The 15,715-nt window shown below is 64.2% G+C and carries 13 protein-coding genes and 1 tRNA gene; 9 read left to right on the top strand and 5 right to left on the bottom strand.

The features are described from left to right. Positions 1-74: 74 nt before the first annotated feature. The 3 genes from RM96_RS04900 to RM96_RS04890 all read right to left on the bottom strand — a co-directional run bounded on the left by RM96_RS04900 (position 75) and on the right by RM96_RS04890 (position 1,930). Complete coding sequence (locus RM96_RS04900) at positions 75-383, bottom strand: acylphosphatase (protein ID WP_039008321.1); 309 nt, start codon at positions 381-383, stop codon at positions 75-77. 716 nt (positions 384-1,099) lie between these two features. Further along, positions 1,100-1,435 carry a GNAT family N-acetyltransferase gene (locus tag RM96_RS04895; protein WP_238587095.1) on the bottom strand — a complete coding sequence of 112 codons (336 nt, stop codon included), beginning with the start codon at positions 1,433-1,435 and terminating at the stop codon, positions 1,100-1,102. 177 nt (positions 1,436-1,612) lie between these two features. Continuing rightward, positions 1,613-1,930, bottom strand: a complete 318-nt coding sequence (locus tag RM96_RS04890; protein ID WP_039008317.1) for a hypothetical protein — start codon at positions 1,928-1,930, stop codon at positions 1,613-1,615. Between the two features lie 374 nt (positions 1,931-2,304). On the opposite strand from RM96_RS04890, the gene RM96_RS04885 reads away from it, so the two are divergent. From RM96_RS04885 to RM96_RS04860, 6 genes are all read left to right on the top strand, one after another. Continuing rightward, positions 2,305-2,751: a hypothetical protein gene (locus RM96_RS04885; RefSeq protein WP_039008315.1), complete on the top strand. Its 447-nt coding sequence runs from the start codon at positions 2,305-2,307 to the stop codon at positions 2,749-2,751. Between the two features lie 681 nt (positions 2,752-3,432). After that, on the top strand, positions 3,433-4,155 hold the full coding sequence (locus tag RM96_RS04880; RefSeq protein WP_052279336.1) for a protein-L-isoaspartate(D-aspartate) O-methyltransferase: 723 nt from the start codon (positions 3,433-3,435) through the stop codon (positions 4,153-4,155). A 2-nt stretch (positions 4,156-4,157) separates the two neighbouring features. Further along, the gene (locus tag RM96_RS04875) at positions 4,158-6,629 is read left to right on the top strand and encodes a spermidine synthase (protein ID WP_039008313.1); all 2,472 of its coding nucleotides are present in this window, start codon (positions 4,158-4,160) and stop codon (positions 6,627-6,629) included. 458 nt (positions 6,630-7,087) lie between these two features. Then, the gene (gene bfr / locus RM96_RS04870; RefSeq protein WP_039008312.1) at positions 7,088-7,564 is read left to right on the top strand and encodes a bacterioferritin; all 477 of its coding nucleotides are present in this window, start codon (positions 7,088-7,090) and stop codon (positions 7,562-7,564) included. A gap of 127 nt (positions 7,565-7,691) precedes the next feature. Then, positions 7,692-7,766: transfer RNA gene (locus tag RM96_RS04865), tRNA-Cys, on the top strand. A gap of 314 nt (positions 7,767-8,080) precedes the next feature. Continuing rightward, a complete protein-coding gene (locus RM96_RS04860) occupies positions 8,081-8,524 on the top strand; it encodes a GNAT family N-acetyltransferase (protein WP_039008311.1) in 444 nt (147 codons plus the stop codon). 85 nt (positions 8,525-8,609) lie between these two features. Here the strand turns inward: RM96_RS04860 and dmeF are convergent, their stop codons facing one another. Beyond that, the gene (gene dmeF, locus RM96_RS04855; protein WP_039008309.1) at positions 8,610-9,593 is read right to left on the bottom strand and encodes a CDF family Co(II)/Ni(II) efflux transporter DmeF; all 984 of its coding nucleotides are present in this window, start codon (positions 9,591-9,593) and stop codon (positions 8,610-8,612) included. A gap of 216 nt (positions 9,594-9,809) precedes the next feature. Between dmeF and RM96_RS04850 the strand changes: the two genes are divergently transcribed. Next, a complete protein-coding gene (locus tag RM96_RS04850; RefSeq protein ID WP_039008307.1) occupies positions 9,810-10,688 on the top strand; it encodes an alpha/beta fold hydrolase in 879 nt (292 codons plus the stop codon). A gap of 306 nt (positions 10,689-10,994) precedes the next feature. Here RM96_RS04850 and RM96_RS04845 read toward each other — a convergent pair whose 3' ends face one another. Then, positions 10,995-12,452 (bottom strand): aminotransferase-like domain-containing protein, encoded by a 1,458-nt coding sequence (locus RM96_RS04845; protein ID WP_039008306.1) that lies wholly within the window; start codon positions 12,450-12,452, stop codon positions 10,995-10,997. Between the two features lie 329 nt (positions 12,453-12,781). Between RM96_RS04845 and RM96_RS04840 the strand changes: the two genes are divergently transcribed. Together RM96_RS04840 and RM96_RS04835 are read left to right on the top strand one after the other, a co-directional pair. Further along, the gene (locus RM96_RS04840) at positions 12,782-14,113 is read left to right on the top strand and encodes an aspartate aminotransferase family protein (RefSeq protein ID WP_039008304.1); all 1,332 of its coding nucleotides are present in this window, start codon (positions 12,782-12,784) and stop codon (positions 14,111-14,113) included. A 31-nt stretch (positions 14,114-14,144) separates the two neighbouring features. Then, positions 14,145-15,662 (top strand): CoA-acylating methylmalonate-semialdehyde dehydrogenase, encoded by a 1,518-nt coding sequence (locus tag RM96_RS04835; RefSeq protein ID WP_039008302.1) that lies wholly within the window; start codon positions 14,145-14,147, stop codon positions 15,660-15,662. The last annotated feature ends 53 nt before the right edge of the window (positions 15,663-15,715 follow it).

Below are 15,715 nucleotides of genomic sequence, written 5' to 3'. Positions count from 1 at the left end.
TTCGCTGATCAACCTACTTAGCGTAGCTTATTCGTGTCCTGAGTGCTTCGCGTGCGGCACCGAATTGCCATCCCTCACAAAGTAGGCAAGCGCTCGAAGCTGTGGAAGCGTGCAAACGGTGGTTGTACATCGGTGACTTCAATTCGCTCCACGAGGGCTGCCGGCATGCCGTCGCTTAGCCAAGCACACATTTCGGCAAGTTGCGCCGGCGAGCCTTGCAGCATCAGTTCTACCGATTCATCCATGCGATTGCGCACCCAGCCGGTGATGCCTAATTCCTGGGCGCGGCGCACACAGGCTTCCCGGTAGCCGATACCCTGCACGCGACCATGTACTCGTGCCAATCGGGTCTCAAGCGTCCCATCGCTTCCGTCAGATTGCATACGCGCCTCCTATATCTAATTCTGTTCAGTCGGCCCTTGACTGCTCAAATAATGTCTCGTGAAACTCGCCTTCTGTTTCATCTGTTGCTGGTAGGTGCAACGTACGTGCGTGTCGACACGCACGCGGCCTTCGGCGAGGCCGGGACGTTCGGCTGGCGTCATGCCATCGTGGCGGCTTTTTAGTCACACACGCGGGCGAGTCTCCGGCAGTCAGGGAATTGTCCCCAACATAACGGAAACGTGGGAATTTCCTAACCTCATCCGCGCAACGCTGGTCGCCACCGCTTTTATCCTCTGGAGTTTGCCTTTCGGTAGGCGAGAGCGGTGGTCAGCGAAATTTGGAAACCACCTTCTCTTTTCTGAACGAACCTGCCACGTGCAGGGCATCCGAAGATGTTCTCGAGATGTCTACGCGAAATATAGAGAATGACGCGAGCTTTGCGCATTGGTAGTTCCTCAACCCGGCCATTGGCTTCGGGTTCTACGTTGACATTGACTGCCCTCAGTCCAAATCTGCCGTCAACTTGTTGTGCAACGTCGACAGCTCATGGACGAAACCTCATGGCGAAGTCACATAGCCCAAGAATGCATTCATGAGAAATGGTTGCTGCAACCGGAATGGTATGGAACGTGCGTATCGAAAGCATTCCTATGTCTGCACTTGGACCAGGGCGGCTCGATAGTGCGGCAGTGGGATAGCTCGGTGTTTGGCGAGGTTAGAGCTTAGCCTTCAATAGAGCCATTTCACTGATACGGGCGTTAGCGAATTCACGTGAAGCCAGCAATTCCGGAGGGATGGCAGCAGGGTCGGCGAGCGTGAAGCCAAGGAGGGAGAAATAGCCGGCTGCCGCTCTAGTTCCGACGACCAGGGTATCGACGCCACGCAGGCGGACATCAGCGACCAGTGCGGACACCAGCAAGGCGGCCAGCCCTGCCCGTCTCGCGCGCTCGGCGACAGCGACTCCTCGCAACAGGCCAACGCTGTCACCGAACACCTCGATACCGACGCAGCCGAGGAGGCCAGTCTTGTCCCGGCTGACATGAAATTGCACCGCTTCGCTATGTATTCCGCCAACGGGTAGTGAACACGACCGGAGCAATGCTTCCACATCTCGAAGGTCTGCCTTGGTCGCATGACGCGGCCTCATACTGTTACCTGCAAATCTAATGAGTGATGACGAGCCCCTCGGCGTTCCGACTGTTACCCACAAGCCAAGCGCTTGCGCATGCTAGTCATCGTAGTCGTCATGCCAGCGCCGCCATTCCCGCCGGCGCTCCCGCCATTCGTGCTCCCTCCATCGCTGTTCGCGCCATTGGCGCTCTCTCCAGGCGCGGCCCTGCCAGTCGTCGTAATAGTAGGCCGGAGCCGCTACCACGGGCGGCGGCTGAACGACTACGGGAGCTGGCTCGTAGTAGACGGGCGGCGGGGCGACAATCGCTGGCATGGGGATGCCAATACCAATGCCGACGTCCACTCGCGCCTCAGCCATGTTGGAGCCAAGCGCGGTAACGCCGACCAGAAGCAAGAGCGATGCGGCCTTTCGCATGATTTTCTCCTTTTTCTCTTGCAGAGACTCTAGGTCAGCATGGGTCGGCAGTGTATTAGCGGATTCGCACAGCGGTGACTTTCTGTAACGCGACGTCGAGGCGCCAGGTGTCCAGCCGGACTTTTGGGGCTACAAAACAACCGAGTATTTTTAGCGCGGACCGAAGTCGGAGTTCAGTCGGAGTTCTTCCGAAGGGACGAAGCCCCGTGCTGCAAGCGTAGGCACATCCGGCCATGCTCGCGAATTGAGTTTGCCTGTTTCAGAACTTACGGATTGTCACGGGTCCTGAGTCAACTTGGCTCAGGACAGTACCGTTTTAGCGGGTAAGCACGGCGCATTGCCGAGCTGCCAGAAATTCCTCAGGAGTTCACGTCATGAAGAAGCTGTTCGCTGCTCTCGCCTCTGCAGCCCTTGTCGGTACCGTTTTCGCGCAGACTGGTGTGCCAGCTTCCGCGACTCAGCCACAAGCCGGGGCGACGAAAGACCAGGTGAAGGTCGTCAAGGAAAAGAGCGCCACGCAGGAAAAAGCCGACAAGAACACGAAGAGTGCCGGCGCGCAGGGCGATGAAGTAAAGGCCCAAGCCAGCGCCAATAAGGAGAAGGCTGACGTAAAGGCTGATGCCAATAAGTCCACCGCCAAGGGCACACACCACAAGGCGAGCAAGACGAAGGCCACCCATACAGAGGCAACTGGTATGCCGAAGCCTGAAGCAAAGAATGATTCCGAGAAGGCGAAGGCCAAGGCGGATGTGGCGAAGCCCGAGGCGCAGCCCGAAGCCGCGAAGGCCGCAGCCAGCGTGAACAAGACAAAGAAACAGTAAGCTGCTCCCACCGGGCGAACCGAGGGGGCGTTGCCAGGGCGAAGGCCGCTGCAACGTAGCCTGAGTGCAGGAGCTTTGCGGAGAGCGCAGGTTGGCTGGAAAGCCAGCCTGGCCTCTCCGCGTTTGTCACCTTTGGGGAATCGCCATGCAACCCATGCTCGCATTGCTGATTGCCGCTTCCACGATGCTCGGCGGCTGTGTCGTGGTGCCGTACGATAGCGGGTACGGCTATCGTCCGTATGGGTACTGGGGCTATGGATACCACGGACACCATCGACACCACGGAGATAACGACGACTGAGGCAGAGAAAGCGGCAGCAACGCCGCGCTGCGATATGCGCCAAGTTGTCGCGGCATCCGTGTCGAAAAATCAACCGGTACTGTGCCTAAGCGTCGAGCGTGACGCAGCTTGTCGGATTGGCCTGCCACGTGGTATCGCTTGTCATGCCTCTCCACTCGCGCGCAAGTCAGTTAATAGTTGCGCCGGAACGCTTAACGAGCGACTCCCTTCCTCTGCTTATCCCCCGCGATGCCGGCAACATCCCGCCTCCACCGGCAGTAGCCTCCACGCCAGAGCTGCTGCCGGCATCCCCCAAAGCCACCTTGCAGAGCCCGCCCGCCGGCCATACGATTGGACTGTCCCTTAGTCTGGGAGTCATTGTGAAGCCGGCGACGCTCCTGATGCGTATCCTGGTGCCCGCCATTGCGCTGGCGCTGGCATCCGCCGGCCTGCGTGCCGATGACGCATTCACGCCGTTGCGCAATGCCATGGTCCGGGACATCGCCGCCATATCGGCTGCCACGCGTGACGGAACCGGCAAGGCTACACTCGATGCGCGGGTGATGGCCGCCATGGCGAAGGTGCCGCGCCACAGGTTCGTCCCGCCCGAGGAGGAACGTTATGCCTACGAGAACCGGCCACTGCCGATCGGGCACGGCCAGACGATCTCGCAACCCTACATCGTTGCCCTCATGACTGACCTGGCGCGGGTCGGGCCCACGGACGTGGTGCTCGAGATCGGCACCGGCTCGGGCTACCAGGCGGCGATCCTCGCGGAGCTGGTGCGTGCGGTCTACACGATGGAGATCATCGAGCCCCTGGCAACGCAGGCAAGGGAGCGCCTGGGCGTGCTTGGGTATCGGCAGGTGGAAGCCAGGCTGGGCGACGGCTACTACGGATGGGCCGAGCACGGGCCCTATGACGCCATCCTCGTCACCGCAGCGGCCAGCCATGTCCCGCCGCCGTTGATTGCGCAGCTCAAGCCCGGAGGGCGGATGGTGATCCCGGTCGGCGCGCCGTTCATGACCCAGTATCTGTTGCTGATCGAGAAGGCGAGCGACGGCACCATCTCCACCCGGCAGGTCCTGCCCGTCCGGTTCGTCCCGCTGGCCGGAGGGCGTTGAGCATGCGGTCCCCGCCATTGCTCGCGATGGGGCTGCTGTCCGCTTCCGCGCTCGGCTATGAAGTGCTGCTGCTGCGGTTGCTCTCGATCATCCAGTGGCACCACTTCGCCTACATGATGATCAGCGTCGCGCTGCTGGGCTACGGCGCGGCCGGTACCGCCGTGACGCTGGCGCAGCGTGTGCTGGTGCCGCGGTTCTGCAGCGTGTTCACGGTCGGCGCAGTGCTGTTCGGACTGAGTGCGATCGCCTGCTTTAACCTTGCCCAGCACATTCCGTTCAATCCGCTTGAGATCCTGTGGGACCCGCGACAGCCGGTGCGCCTGCTGTGGATCTATCTGCTGCTGTTCATCCCGTTCTTCTGCGCGGCCGTCTGCATCTGCCTGACCTTCACCAGCTTCCAGGCACAGATCCATCGGATCTACGCCTTCGATATCCTTGGCGCCGGCATAGGCAGCCTCGCGATCGTTGGCGCGCTGTTTGTGCTGACGCCTGTCGATGCCTTGAGGCTGCTGGGTGGCACCGGCACCGCCGCGGGTGCGTTGGCGAGCATGGCATGCGGATGGCACCGGCGCTGGCTTCCCGTATTGCTGCTGGCAACAGCGGTGATCGTGCCGGCCAGCGTGCCCGAGCGCTGGATCGCGCTGTCGCCCTCCGAGTACAAGGAGCTGAGCCAGACGCTGCGCATCAAGGATGCGCGCACGATTGCGCAGGCGTGGAGTCCGATGGGCCTGATCACGGTCGTCGACAGCCCTACCATTCCCTTGCGGCACGCACCGGGCCTGAGCCTCAACGCCACCATGGAGCCGCCCGCGCAGTTGGGCATCTTCACTGACGGCGACGGCCTTTCCGTGTTGAACCGCTATGACGGACGCCGCGAGCCGCTCGCCTACCTGGACTACCTGACGTCCGCGTTGCCGTACCACTTGCTGCAACGCCCCCGCGTGCTCGTGCTGGGCAGCGGCGCCGGCGCCGATGTGCTGCAGGCAATCTACCATCGTGCAAGCGCCGTCGATGCCATCGAACTGAACCCGCAGGTGATCGATCTGGTCCAGCACCGGTTCGCGGATTTCTCCGGCAAGCCTTACAGCGCGCCCGGCGTCCGCGTGCTGATCGGCGAGGCGCGCGGTCTGGTGGCATCGCGCAGCGAGCCTTATGACCTGATCCAGATTGCGCTGCTGGATTCGTTTGGTGCGGCGTCGGGCGGCCTGCACGCGCTTTCCGAGAACTACCTGTACACGGTGGAGGCCTTCGAGGAATACCTGCGCCATCTCAGGCCCGGCGGTCTGCTCGCCATCACGCGCTGGGTCACGCTGCCGCCGCGCGATATTCCCAGGCTGCTGTCCACCGCGATCGAGGCCATCGAGCGCGGCGGGCAGGCCAGTGCATCGCGCCGCATCGCCATGATCCGCGGCTGGAAGACCGCAACACTGGTGATCAGCAACGGGGATATCAGCGACGCCAGCATCGCGGCATTGCAGGAATTCTGCCGGGCGCGATCGTTCGATCTTGCTTACTATCCCGGGATGCCCGCGTCGCAGGCAAACCGGTACAACGTGCTCGATCAACCCTATTACTTCGACACGGCACAGGCCTTGCTATCGGGCGATCGAGCGGGATTCCTAGCGCGCTACAAGTTCGATGTGCGTCCCGCCACGGACGACAGGCCGTACTTCTTCCACTTCTTCAAGTGGCGTTCGCTGCCGGAACTGCTCGCGCTGAAGGCGCAGGGCAGCCTGTCGATGCTGGAGTGGGGCTATCCCGTGCTGATCGCCACGCTGCTGCAGGCCTGCGTGGCTGCCGTGCTGCTGATCCTGGTGCCGCTGTGGGTGGCACGGTATCGCCAGCGGCGGTCTCGCGACGCAGCACCAGCTGTCGCAGGCGGGTTCGAGCTGCGGGTCGTGGCGTACTTTGCCGCGATCGGTTTTGCTTTCATGTTCGTGGAGATAGCGTTCATCCAGAAGTTCACGCTGTTCCTGAGCCATCCGCTGTACTCGGTAGCGGTAACGCTGAGTGCCTTCCTGATCTTTGCCAGTCTCGGCAGCCGATACTCCAGACGCCTGCAGGCCGGCATGGCACCGGTAGCTGCCAGCGGACAGCGTGTGAGTGGCAGCAGGATTCGCCGCCGTCCTCTGGAGAGGACTGTCTTCGCGATCTGCACGATCGCCCTTGTCTACCTGGCCGTGCTGCCCCCGCTGTTCCGCCTGCTGGCACCACTTCCAGGGCTTGCCAGGATCGGCGTCTGCGCATTGCTGGTCGCGCCGCTGGCATTTGCCATGGGCATACCGTTTCCGTTCGGGCTCAAACGCGTCTCGGATCGTGCCGAACCGCTGGTCCCGATGGCGTGGGGTGTCAATGCCTGCGTATCGGTGGTGGCGGCAGTGCTGGCGACCCTGCTGGCGATTCACCTCGGATTCACTGCGGTGCTGCTGATGGCACTGCTTCTGTACCTGGCGGCGACTGTCGTGGTCCCGTGAACCGGGAGAAGCGTCGGGCGTGGCAGCGGATGATCGCGGCCGCTTGTGTATCAGGCGTAACTCAGTCGCAGCAGCAGCCAACAGTGCCTGGCGCCTGCGCGATGGTGGGAGGAGGTCCACGATCGGGCACACAGGACGCAGCGCCATAAAGTCGGCGTTCGAAGTCATCGACAATTGGCCCGTGAGGCGCATTCAGGAGGAGTTTTGCTAAGTCTTGGGTGGTGACGAGCGAGTAACTTTTTTATGGCGCCTCAGCGGGCCGTGGCGTGCCCGGTCGTGCACCGCCCCCGACCCCGGCAGTTCGCCGGTCGCCCTTGAAAACGTGAAAAACAATCAAACGCAATCCCATTCCAGAATAAATAACAGAACGCGACTACCATGAAAATGCACCGGAAACGCCGGCTGCACGGGAAATGAGAATCGAGATATTTTGGGTTTCGAGGGGTTGGGAAAATGCCATGAAAAGCGATAAGAAAGTAATCCAGTTGCTCAATGGCCAGCTCAAGCACGAGCTGACTGCAATCAACCAGTATTTCCTGCACGCCCGCATGTACCGCCACTGGGGATTCGGCGCGCTGGGCAAGCACGAGTACGAGGAATCGATCGAGGAGATGAAGCATGCCGACATGCTGATCGAGCGCATTCTCCTGCTCGATGGCGTGCCAAACCTGCAGGATCTGGGCAAATTGCTGATCGGCGAAAATACCGAGGAAATGCTCGGATGCGATTTGAAGCTGGAGCAGACGTCCCAGGCCAGCTGCAAGGAAGCCATCAAGTACTTCGAGTCTGTCGGTGACTATGTGTCGCGCGAGATTGTCGAACACATTCTCGATGCGACCGAATCGCATATCGACTGGCTGGAAACCCAGCTCGACCTGGTGAAGAAGGTTGGATTGCAGAACTACCTGCAGTCGGCCATGGGCAGCCCGTCGTAGGATCGGTAGCCCCGGCGCGGGGGCGGTCCCGCCTGCGGGCGGGAGGGCGTTTGCGCCGCCTCCTGCAGACTTTTCGATTTCCCGCTACACTGCGGCCCGCAACACGGTTTGTCCTCGGACGTCCCATGGCGGGGTGGCAGAGTGGTGATGCAACGGCCTGCAAAGCCGTATACGACGGTTCGATTCCGGATCCCCGCCTCCAGCATTCTTTCCCGGGCACGCTCGCCCGTTCTTCCCGCCGCGGCTTGCACAAGGCCCGCCGGCACCCGGCAGTACTCCCCTTTCCGCCCCTCGGCTTCCAGCCCTGTCTTGCCGCATGCCCCGTACAGGTCTGTGCCTTGCAAGGCGGCGTTTCTCAGCGTTCTCCCCGTCTGGAACAACTACGATGATTCATGTAGTGTGTCGCCGCTGGCTTGGTGTTGCCGGGCGCTTGTCCGGCACGCCGCCGCGCGTGACAACCATGCAGGGCTTCCGTGGTGTTCCCGTCGCAAGTGATGTGAGAAAAAGAGGCTCCAGATGATCAGAGATTTGCAAATCCGGGCGGCCCAGACGTCGGACGCACCGGCTGTCGGGGCAGTGCTGGAACGCTGTGGCTTGCCCACGGACGATGTCTTCCGGCTACTGGAACACTTCCATGTCGCCGTGCTCGAAAAGCAGATCGTCGGCTGCGGCGCGGGCGAACGATTCGGCGAGACCGTGGTGATCCGCTCGGTGGCCGTGCTGCCGGAGCAGCGCGACCAGGGCGTAGCTACGCACCTGGTGCGTGCCGTGCTGATGCGCGCGCGCGCCAACGGTGCCAGGCACGCGGTGTTGTTGTCATCGAGCTGTCCCAGCTACTTTGCGCGCTATGGCTTCTCTCTGATTCAGGCGTCGAAGTTGCCGCAGGAGGTCATGCAGTCCAGCGAGTTTCACCGGCATACGGATACGCCGCCGCTGTGCATGTATTGCGAGTTGACGTAGGTTTTGGTGGTGGATCCGGTGAGCGGAAGGATTTTGCCTGCGGCCGCAGCCGGAACCCCTTTATAACCGCTCCCCGCACTCGGGCTTAAGCCGCCCGCAGCGCCGGGGCGACGCCATCGCACCAGCTGATCTCCACTGTCACGTGCACCAGTTCCTCATGCACGGACAAGGCCTGGCGTACGCGCTGCGCCGTCAGCGTGGCGTCATGCGTGACCAGGCAGACGATGCACGCGAACTGTTGCCGGCCGACGCGCCAGACATGCAGGTCGCTCACACGCGTGCCGTCCTCGCCGTCGTCGAACTCCGCCAGCACTTCGCGCACTTCTTCCACCACCGGGTGGTCCATCTCGCGGTCGAGCAGCACCGTGCCGCTCTCGCGCATCAGCCCATAGGCCCACCTGCCGACCAGCGCCGCGCCGACCAGGCCCATCACCGGGTCGAGCCAGCTCCAGCCCAGCCACCAGCCGCCGGCCAGGGCGACGATGGCGAGCACCGAGGTCGCGGCATCGGCCAGCACGTGCACATAGGCCGAGCGCAGGTTGATGTCGTGATGATGATGGTGGTCGTGTCCGTGCGAATGACCGTGCCCGTGGTCATGGCCGTGATCGTGATGGTGGGTGCCGCCGAGGATCAGCGCGCAGCCGAGATTGACCAGCAGGCCGAGCGCGGTCACCGCCATGGCTTCCCGATAGTGGATCGCCTGCGGCGTAAACAGTCGTTCCACCGAGCCCGCGGCCATCAGCACGGCAATGCCGAGCAGGAAGATGGCGCTGGCAAAACCTGCCAGCACTTCGATCTTCCAGGTACCAAAGGCGAAGCGGCGGTCGCTGGCATAGCGCCGCGCCGCGGCATACGCGAAGGCGGACAGCCCGATGGCCAGCGCGTGCGAGCTCATGTGCCAGCCGTCTGCGAGCAGGGCCATCGAGTTGAACCAGAGTCCGGCGGCGATTTCGACCACCATCGTCGCGGCGGTGATCAGCATGACAAGGCGCGTGCCGCGTTCGGCCGCGTGGTTGCCGGTATCGAAGACGTGGCTGTGGGTCCACGCCGAGAGATCGTGGGAATGCATATCGGGCTCGGCCAGTTGATAGTGTGAAGGTGTTGCCCCGAAGGGTAGCAGAGGCGGCCTGACGGCCCGTCCGCGACCCTGACTGCGAAAGGGGGTTCGGCGGAATTGGTGAATGGCAGGCATGGATGAAAGTCCTTGCCGGCAATGATGGAGAGCGCTAGCGCCGCTACACTGGCTGCCCAGCCACCATTCCACCCAGGCAGGAGGCAGCCCGATATGTTCGAAGGATTCACCCCACACCGCATCGACAGCGACGGCATCGGCATTCACGCCATTGTCGGCGGGCAGGGCCCGGCGCTGCTCCTGCTGCACGGCCACCCGCAGACGCATGTGATCTGGCACAAGGTCGCGGGCACGCTGGCGCGCCACTTCACCGTGGTCGCGACCGACCTGCGCGGCTACGGCGACAGCGACAAGCCGGCGGGTTTGCCGGACCACAGCAACTACAGCAAGCGCACCATGGCGGCCGACCAGATCGCCGTAATGCGGGCGCTCGGCTTCGATCGCTTCAGCGTGCTCGCCCACGACCGCGGCGCACGTGTCGCGCACCGGCTTGCGATGGATCACCCGGATGCGGTGCGCAAGCTCGTCACGCTCGACATCGCCCCGACCCTGGCCATGTACGAGCAGACCAACCTGGCCTTTGCGCGCGCCTACTACCACTGGTTCTTCCTGATCCGCCCCGCGCCGTTTCCCGAGACGCTGATCGAAGCCGATCCCGAGCTGTACCTGAAGCAGACCATGGGCAGCCGCAGCGCCGGCCTCGCACCGTTTACCGAAGCCGCGCTGGCCGCATACCTGCGCGGCCTGGCGAGCCCCGGCGCCGCGCACGGACTGTGCGAAGACTATCGCGCCAGCGCCTCGATCGACCTGGAGCACGACCGCGCCGACCTCGCCGCGGGCCGCATGATCGAATGCGAGATGCTGGCGCTGTGGGGCGAACAGGGCGCCGTCGGCCAATGCTTCGCGCCGCTGGAGGAATGGCGCAAGGTGGCCCGGCGCGTGCGCGGGCATGCCTTGCCGTGCGGGCACTACATTGCGGAGGAGATGCCGGAGCGGCTGCTGAAGGAGGCGTTGCCATTCCTGCTGGATTGACGATATCCCCTGCCCGGGGCCGGCCATCGGGTGTTCGTGCGGCTCGCCGCTGCGCCCGATGCTCATTAAGTCATCTCAGAATCTTCCGAGGCAAACATACATTCACGGATGGATGTATAATTTCGCGAAAGATTCATGCAATCGACTCACTTTTGTTGTTGATTTTGAGATGACATATCGCTTTATTGCTATCTGCCTTGGGATTTGGCTGGGAATTTGCGCAACAGCCGGCTGGGTGGTCGAGCGCCTCTGGGCCTGACTCCGGCCGCTTGCGGCACTGCCGAATCGATTTTGCATCGATTCGCCTCAGGCGGCGCGTGCCCCGGCCGCCTCATCGCGCGGCCTGCCGGCCAGGCGATCGAAGAACTGCCACAGTTGTGGCGCATCGCCGGTCGCCACATTGAAGCGGATCCACGGCGAGTCGGTTTCATCCGGCTCGAAATAGGAACCCGGCGCCAGCCAGATGCCATGCTCCAGCGCCAGCGTGGCGAGCCGGTTGCCAGTCATGGGCTCGCCACCTGTGGCGCCCTGCATCCGCGCCCAGGCAAACATCCCGCCTTCCGGGCGCAGCAGCACTTCCAGCCCGTGCGCCTCCATCTTTTCCGTCACATGATCCTGCTGGGCGCGTAGCCGTTCGGCCAGCGCGGCCACATGGCGGCCGTAGTGGCCGCTGGTCAGCACCGAGTAGACCAGCCGCTCGGTCACTTCCGACGAGGTCAGCCCGACCGCCATCTTGGTGCGCGCAAATGCCTTGGCCAGGTCCGGGCTCGCCGCCAGGTAGCCCACGCGCAGCGATGGCGTGATGGTCTTGGAAAAACCGTTGATGTAGACCACCTGCGACAGGCCGTCCATGGCCGCCAGCATCGGCGATCCGGCCGGCGCCAGTTCGCGGTAGATATCGTCCTCCACCACCAGCAGCCGGTGCTGCTCGGCCAGCTGCAGCACGCGGAAGGCATTCATGCTGGTCAGGCTGGCGCCGGTCGGGTTCTGCAGCACGGTGTTGACGAAGAGCGCGCGCGGCGCATGGGCGCGGATGGCGTCGTCCAGCGCGTCGGTATCGAGCCCGGCCGCGGTGCGCGGCACGCCCACCACGCGCAGCCCGGCCAGCCGCAGGATCTGCAGCAGGTTGCAGTAGCAGGGGGATTCGACCAGCACGGTGTCGCCGGCGCGCAGCAGCGTGCGCACCACCAGGTCCAGCGCCTGCGTGGCGCCCTGCGTCAGCACCACCTGCTGCGCCTGCAGCGGGATGCCGTACTGGCCGAGGCTGGCGGCGATATGTTCGCGCAGCGGCGCAAAGCCATACGGGTGGCCGTAGCCTGAGACCTGCGCGGCCGGCACCCGCGCGGCCGCGCGCATGGCCTGGTGCAGGCCTTCCTCGTTGAGCCAGTCGCCAGGCAGCCAGCCGGCACCGGCCTTGATCGGCACGGAATGATCGGCAAAGACATCCGAAAGCAGCCACGCCGCATTCAGCCCCGGTGCCTCCCATTGCAGCGTGCGGGCGTTGCCGGCGGGGGCATGCCGGTGCGCGACCGTATAGCCGGACCCCGGGCGCGCCGCCAGGTAGCCCAGCGCCGTCAGCCGCCCGTAGGCCTCGGCCACCGTGAACGTACTGACACCGTGCTGCTGCGCAAAGCGCCGCACCGACGGCAGCGCAGCGCCCGCGCGCAGGGCGCGCCGGTCGACCAGTCCGGCAATGCCGGCCACGATCTGCTCGGTCAGGGTTTCGCCGCCACGGCGGCTGCGGATCAGGTCCAGGGTAATCATGAAGCACTTTCGGGTGCGTTGACCTGTACAGTTTAGCGGCCCGTCTGCCGCGTGTCGCCCGCCGTGTTCCGGTTTGCGCAAAATGACGCGGTGCAGCGTGGCGTGCCGCGCCGCAGATGGCCTGCGCCAGCGGCAAGGTGCTCGCCGGGGCTTTATGCCGGCCGCGCCGACCAGTACGGTTCGGGTTGCCTAAACTGTACGGTAAGGCGGCCCATTCCCGACTGTATATTTTGTCGGCTCCGCGCCGCCGGTAGAGTGGCCGTCATTGCCCCAACGACGCTGGACCAGTCGCCGTGCCAGCACCAACCCGTTTCCCCTCAGGAGGACGTATGGACGCCGCCAAGACCGTGATTCCCGATCTCGATGCCCTGTGGATGCCCTTTACCGCCAACCGCCAGTACAAGGCGGCGCCGCGCCTGCTGGCGTCGGCCAGCGGCATGTACTACACCACCCACGACGGCCGCCAGATCCTGGACGGTTGCGCGGGCCTGTGGTGCGTGGCGGCGGGCCACTGCCGCAAGGAAATCGCCGAGGCCGTGGCACGGCAGGCTGCAACGCTCGACTACGCGCCGCCGTTCCAGATGGGGCATCCGCTGTCGTTCGAGGCGGCCACCAAGGTGGCGGCGATCATGCCGCAGGGCCTGGACCGCATCTTTTTCACCAATTCCGGTTCGGAATCGGTCGATACCGCGCTGAAGATCGCGCTGGCGTATCACCGTGCCCGTGGCGAAGGCCAACGCACCCGCTTTATCGGCCGTGAGCGCGGCTACCACGGTGTCGGCTTCGGCGGCATGGCCGTGGGCGGCATCGGCCCGAACCGCAAGGCGTTCTCCGCCAACCTGATGCCCGGCACCGACCACCTGCCGGCCACGCTGAACATTGCCGAGGCCGCCTTCTCCAAGGGCCAGCCGCAATGGGGCGCGCACCTTGCCGACGAGCTGGAGCGCATCCTCGCGCTGCACGATCCGTCCAACGTGGCGGCCGTGATCGTCGAGCCGCTGGCCGGTTCGGCCGGCGTGCTGGTGCCGCCGGTGGGCTACCTGGAAAAGCTGCGCGAGATCACCAGCAAGCACGGCATCCTGCTGATCTTCGACGAAGTCATCACCGCCTTCGGCCGCCTCGGCGCCGCCACCGCGGCCGAGCGCTTCAAGGTCACGCCGGACCTGATCACGATGGCCAAGGCCATCAACAATGCCGCCGTGCCGATGGGCGCGGTCGCGGTGCGCCGCGAAGTGCATGACACCGTAGTCAACTCGGCCGCGCCGGGCGCGATCGAGCTGCTGCACGGCTACACCTACTCGGGCCATCCACTGGCCGCCGCTGCGGCGATTGCCACGCTCGATCTGTATCAGCGCGAAAACCTGTTCGGCCGCGCCGCCGAGCTGTCGCCGGTGTTCGAAGCGGCCGTGCACGGCGTGCGTGGCGCGCCGCATGTGAAGGACATCCGCAATTTCGGCCTGGTGGCCGGCATTGAGCTGGAGCCGCGTCCCGGCCAGCCGGGCGCCCGTGCCTACGAGGCTTTCCTCAAATGCCTGGAGCGTGGCGTGCTGGTGCGCTACACCGGCGACATCCTCGCGTTCTCGCCGCCGCTGATCATCTCGGAGGCGCAGATCGGCGAGATGTTCGACACCGTGAAGAAAGTGCTGCAGGACGTGCAGTAACCCCGCCCCAGCAACAACGAAGGACACTGAAGTGAACATCGCAGAAAACCGGCAGATTGCCGAAATCCATCACTACATCGGCGGCGCAATGCGGCAGGCAGCATCGCCGCGGTTTGCCGACGTCTTCAATCCCGCGACCGGCGAAGTCGGCGCGCGCGTCGCGCTCGGCACCGCGCAGGATGTGGCCGAGGCCGTTGCCGCGGCCAAGGCGGCTTTTCCCGCCTGGTCGGAGCTGCCGCCGCTGCGCCGCGCGCGCATCCTCTTCAAGTTCAAGGAGCTGCTCGACAAGCACCATGACGACCTGGCCGCGCTGATCACGCGCGAGCACGGCAAGGTGTTCTCTGATGCCAAGGGCGAAGTCACGCGCGGCATCGAGGTGGTGGAGTTCGCCTGCGGCATCCCGAACCTGCTCAAGACCGACTTCACCGACAACATCGGCGGCGGCATCGACAACTGGAACCTGCGCCAGCCGCTGGGCGTGGTGGCCGGCATCACGCCGTTCAACTTCCCGGTGATGGTGCCGATGTGGATGTTCCCGGTGGCGCTGGCGTGCGGCAATACCTTCGTGCTCAAGCCCTCCGAGCGCGATCCGTCGCCGAGCCTGCTGATCGCCGATCTGCTCAAGCAGGCCGGCCTGCCAGACGGCGTGTTCAACGTGGTGCAGGGCGGCAAGGAAGCGGTCGATGCGCTGCTGGCGCACCCCGACGTGGAGGCCCTGTCCTTTGTCGGCTCCACGCCGATCGCGCAGTACATCTACACGGAAGGCACGAAGCACGGCAAGCGCGTGCAGGCGCTGGGCGGTGCCAAGAACCACCTGGTGGTGATGCCCGATGCGGACCTGGACCAGGCCGTGGACGCGCTGATCGGCGCCGCCTATGGCTCGGCCGGCGAGCGCTGCATGGCGATCTCGGTGGCGGTGGCGGTCGGCGACGTGGCCGACAAGCTGGTGCCGCGCCTGGCCGAACGCGCCCGCGCGCTGAAGATCCGCAACGGCATGGAACCTGACGCCGAAATGGGTCCGCTGGTGACCGGCGCGCACAAGGCCAAGGTCGAAGGCTATATCGCCAGGGGCGTGGAAGAGGGCGCCACGCTGGTGACCGACGGCCGCGGCCACAAGGTGGAAGGGCACGACAACGGCTTCTACGTCGGCGGCACGCTGTTTGACAACGTGAAGCCGGACATGACGATCTACAAGGAAGAGATCTTCGGTCCGGTGCTGTCGGTGGTGCGGGTGCACGACTTTGCCGAGGCGGTGGAACTGATCAATGCGCACGAGTTCGGCAACGGCGTGTCGTGCTACACCAGCGACGGCGGCATCGCGCGCGCGTTCTCGCGGCAGATCCAGGTGGGCATGGTGGGCATCAACGTGCCGATCCCGGTGCCGATGGCATGGCATTCGTTCGGTGGCTGGAAGCGCTCGCTGTTTGGCGATCACCATGCCTACGGCGAAGAGGGCGTTCGCTTCTATACGCGCTACAAGAGCATCATGCAGCGGTGGCCGGATTCGATCGCCAAGGGTGCAGAGTTCACCATGCCGGTGGCGAAGTAATAGGGCTGGCGGCGCGTCCGCCCGCCGCGGATGAAGGAAAGGCACGGTCCGTG

The sequence above is a fragment of the Cupriavidus sp. IDO genome, assembly GCF_000812465.1.
Taxonomy (GTDB): Bacteria; Pseudomonadota; Gammaproteobacteria; order Burkholderiales; family Burkholderiaceae; genus Cupriavidus.
Note: the sequence above shows the minus strand (reverse complement) of the source record. Positions and strands in the feature narration are given on the sequence as shown.

Excerpts from the sequence above, each read along its gene's own strand:
- RM96_RS04880 (WP_052279336.1), top strand. The coding sequence starts at position 3,433 with ATGCGTATCCTGGTGCCCGCCATTGCGCTGGCGCTGGCATCCGCCGGC.
- RM96_RS04840 (WP_039008304.1), top strand. The coding sequence starts at position 12,782 with ATGGACGCCGCCAAGACCGTGATTCCCGATCTCGATGCCCTGTGGATG.
- RM96_RS04890 (WP_039008317.1), bottom strand. The coding sequence starts at position 1,930 with ATGCGAAAGGCCGCATCGCTCTTGCTTCTGGTCGGCGTTACCGCGCTT.
- bfr (WP_039008312.1), top strand. The coding sequence starts at position 7,088 with ATGAAAAGCGATAAGAAAGTAATCCAGTTGCTCAATGGCCAGCTCAAG.
- RM96_RS04885 (WP_039008315.1), top strand. The coding sequence starts at position 2,305 with ATGAAGAAGCTGTTCGCTGCTCTCGCCTCTGCAGCCCTTGTCGGTACC.
- RM96_RS04845 (WP_039008306.1), bottom strand. The coding sequence starts at position 12,452 with ATGATTACCCTGGACCTGATCCGCAGCCGCCGTGGCGGCGAAACCCTG.
- RM96_RS04850 (WP_039008307.1), top strand. The coding sequence starts at position 9,810 with ATGTTCGAAGGATTCACCCCACACCGCATCGACAGCGACGGCATCGGC.
- dmeF (WP_039008309.1), bottom strand. The coding sequence starts at position 9,593 with ATGCATTCCCACGATCTCTCGGCGTGGACCCACAGCCACGTCTTCGAT.
- RM96_RS04875 (WP_039008313.1), top strand. The coding sequence starts at position 4,158 with ATGCGGTCCCCGCCATTGCTCGCGATGGGGCTGCTGTCCGCTTCCGCG.
- RM96_RS04860 (WP_039008311.1), top strand. The coding sequence starts at position 8,081 with ATGATCAGAGATTTGCAAATCCGGGCGGCCCAGACGTCGGACGCACCG.
- RM96_RS04900 (WP_039008321.1), bottom strand. The coding sequence starts at position 383 with ATGCAATCTGACGGAAGCGATGGGACGCTTGAGACCCGATTGGCACGA.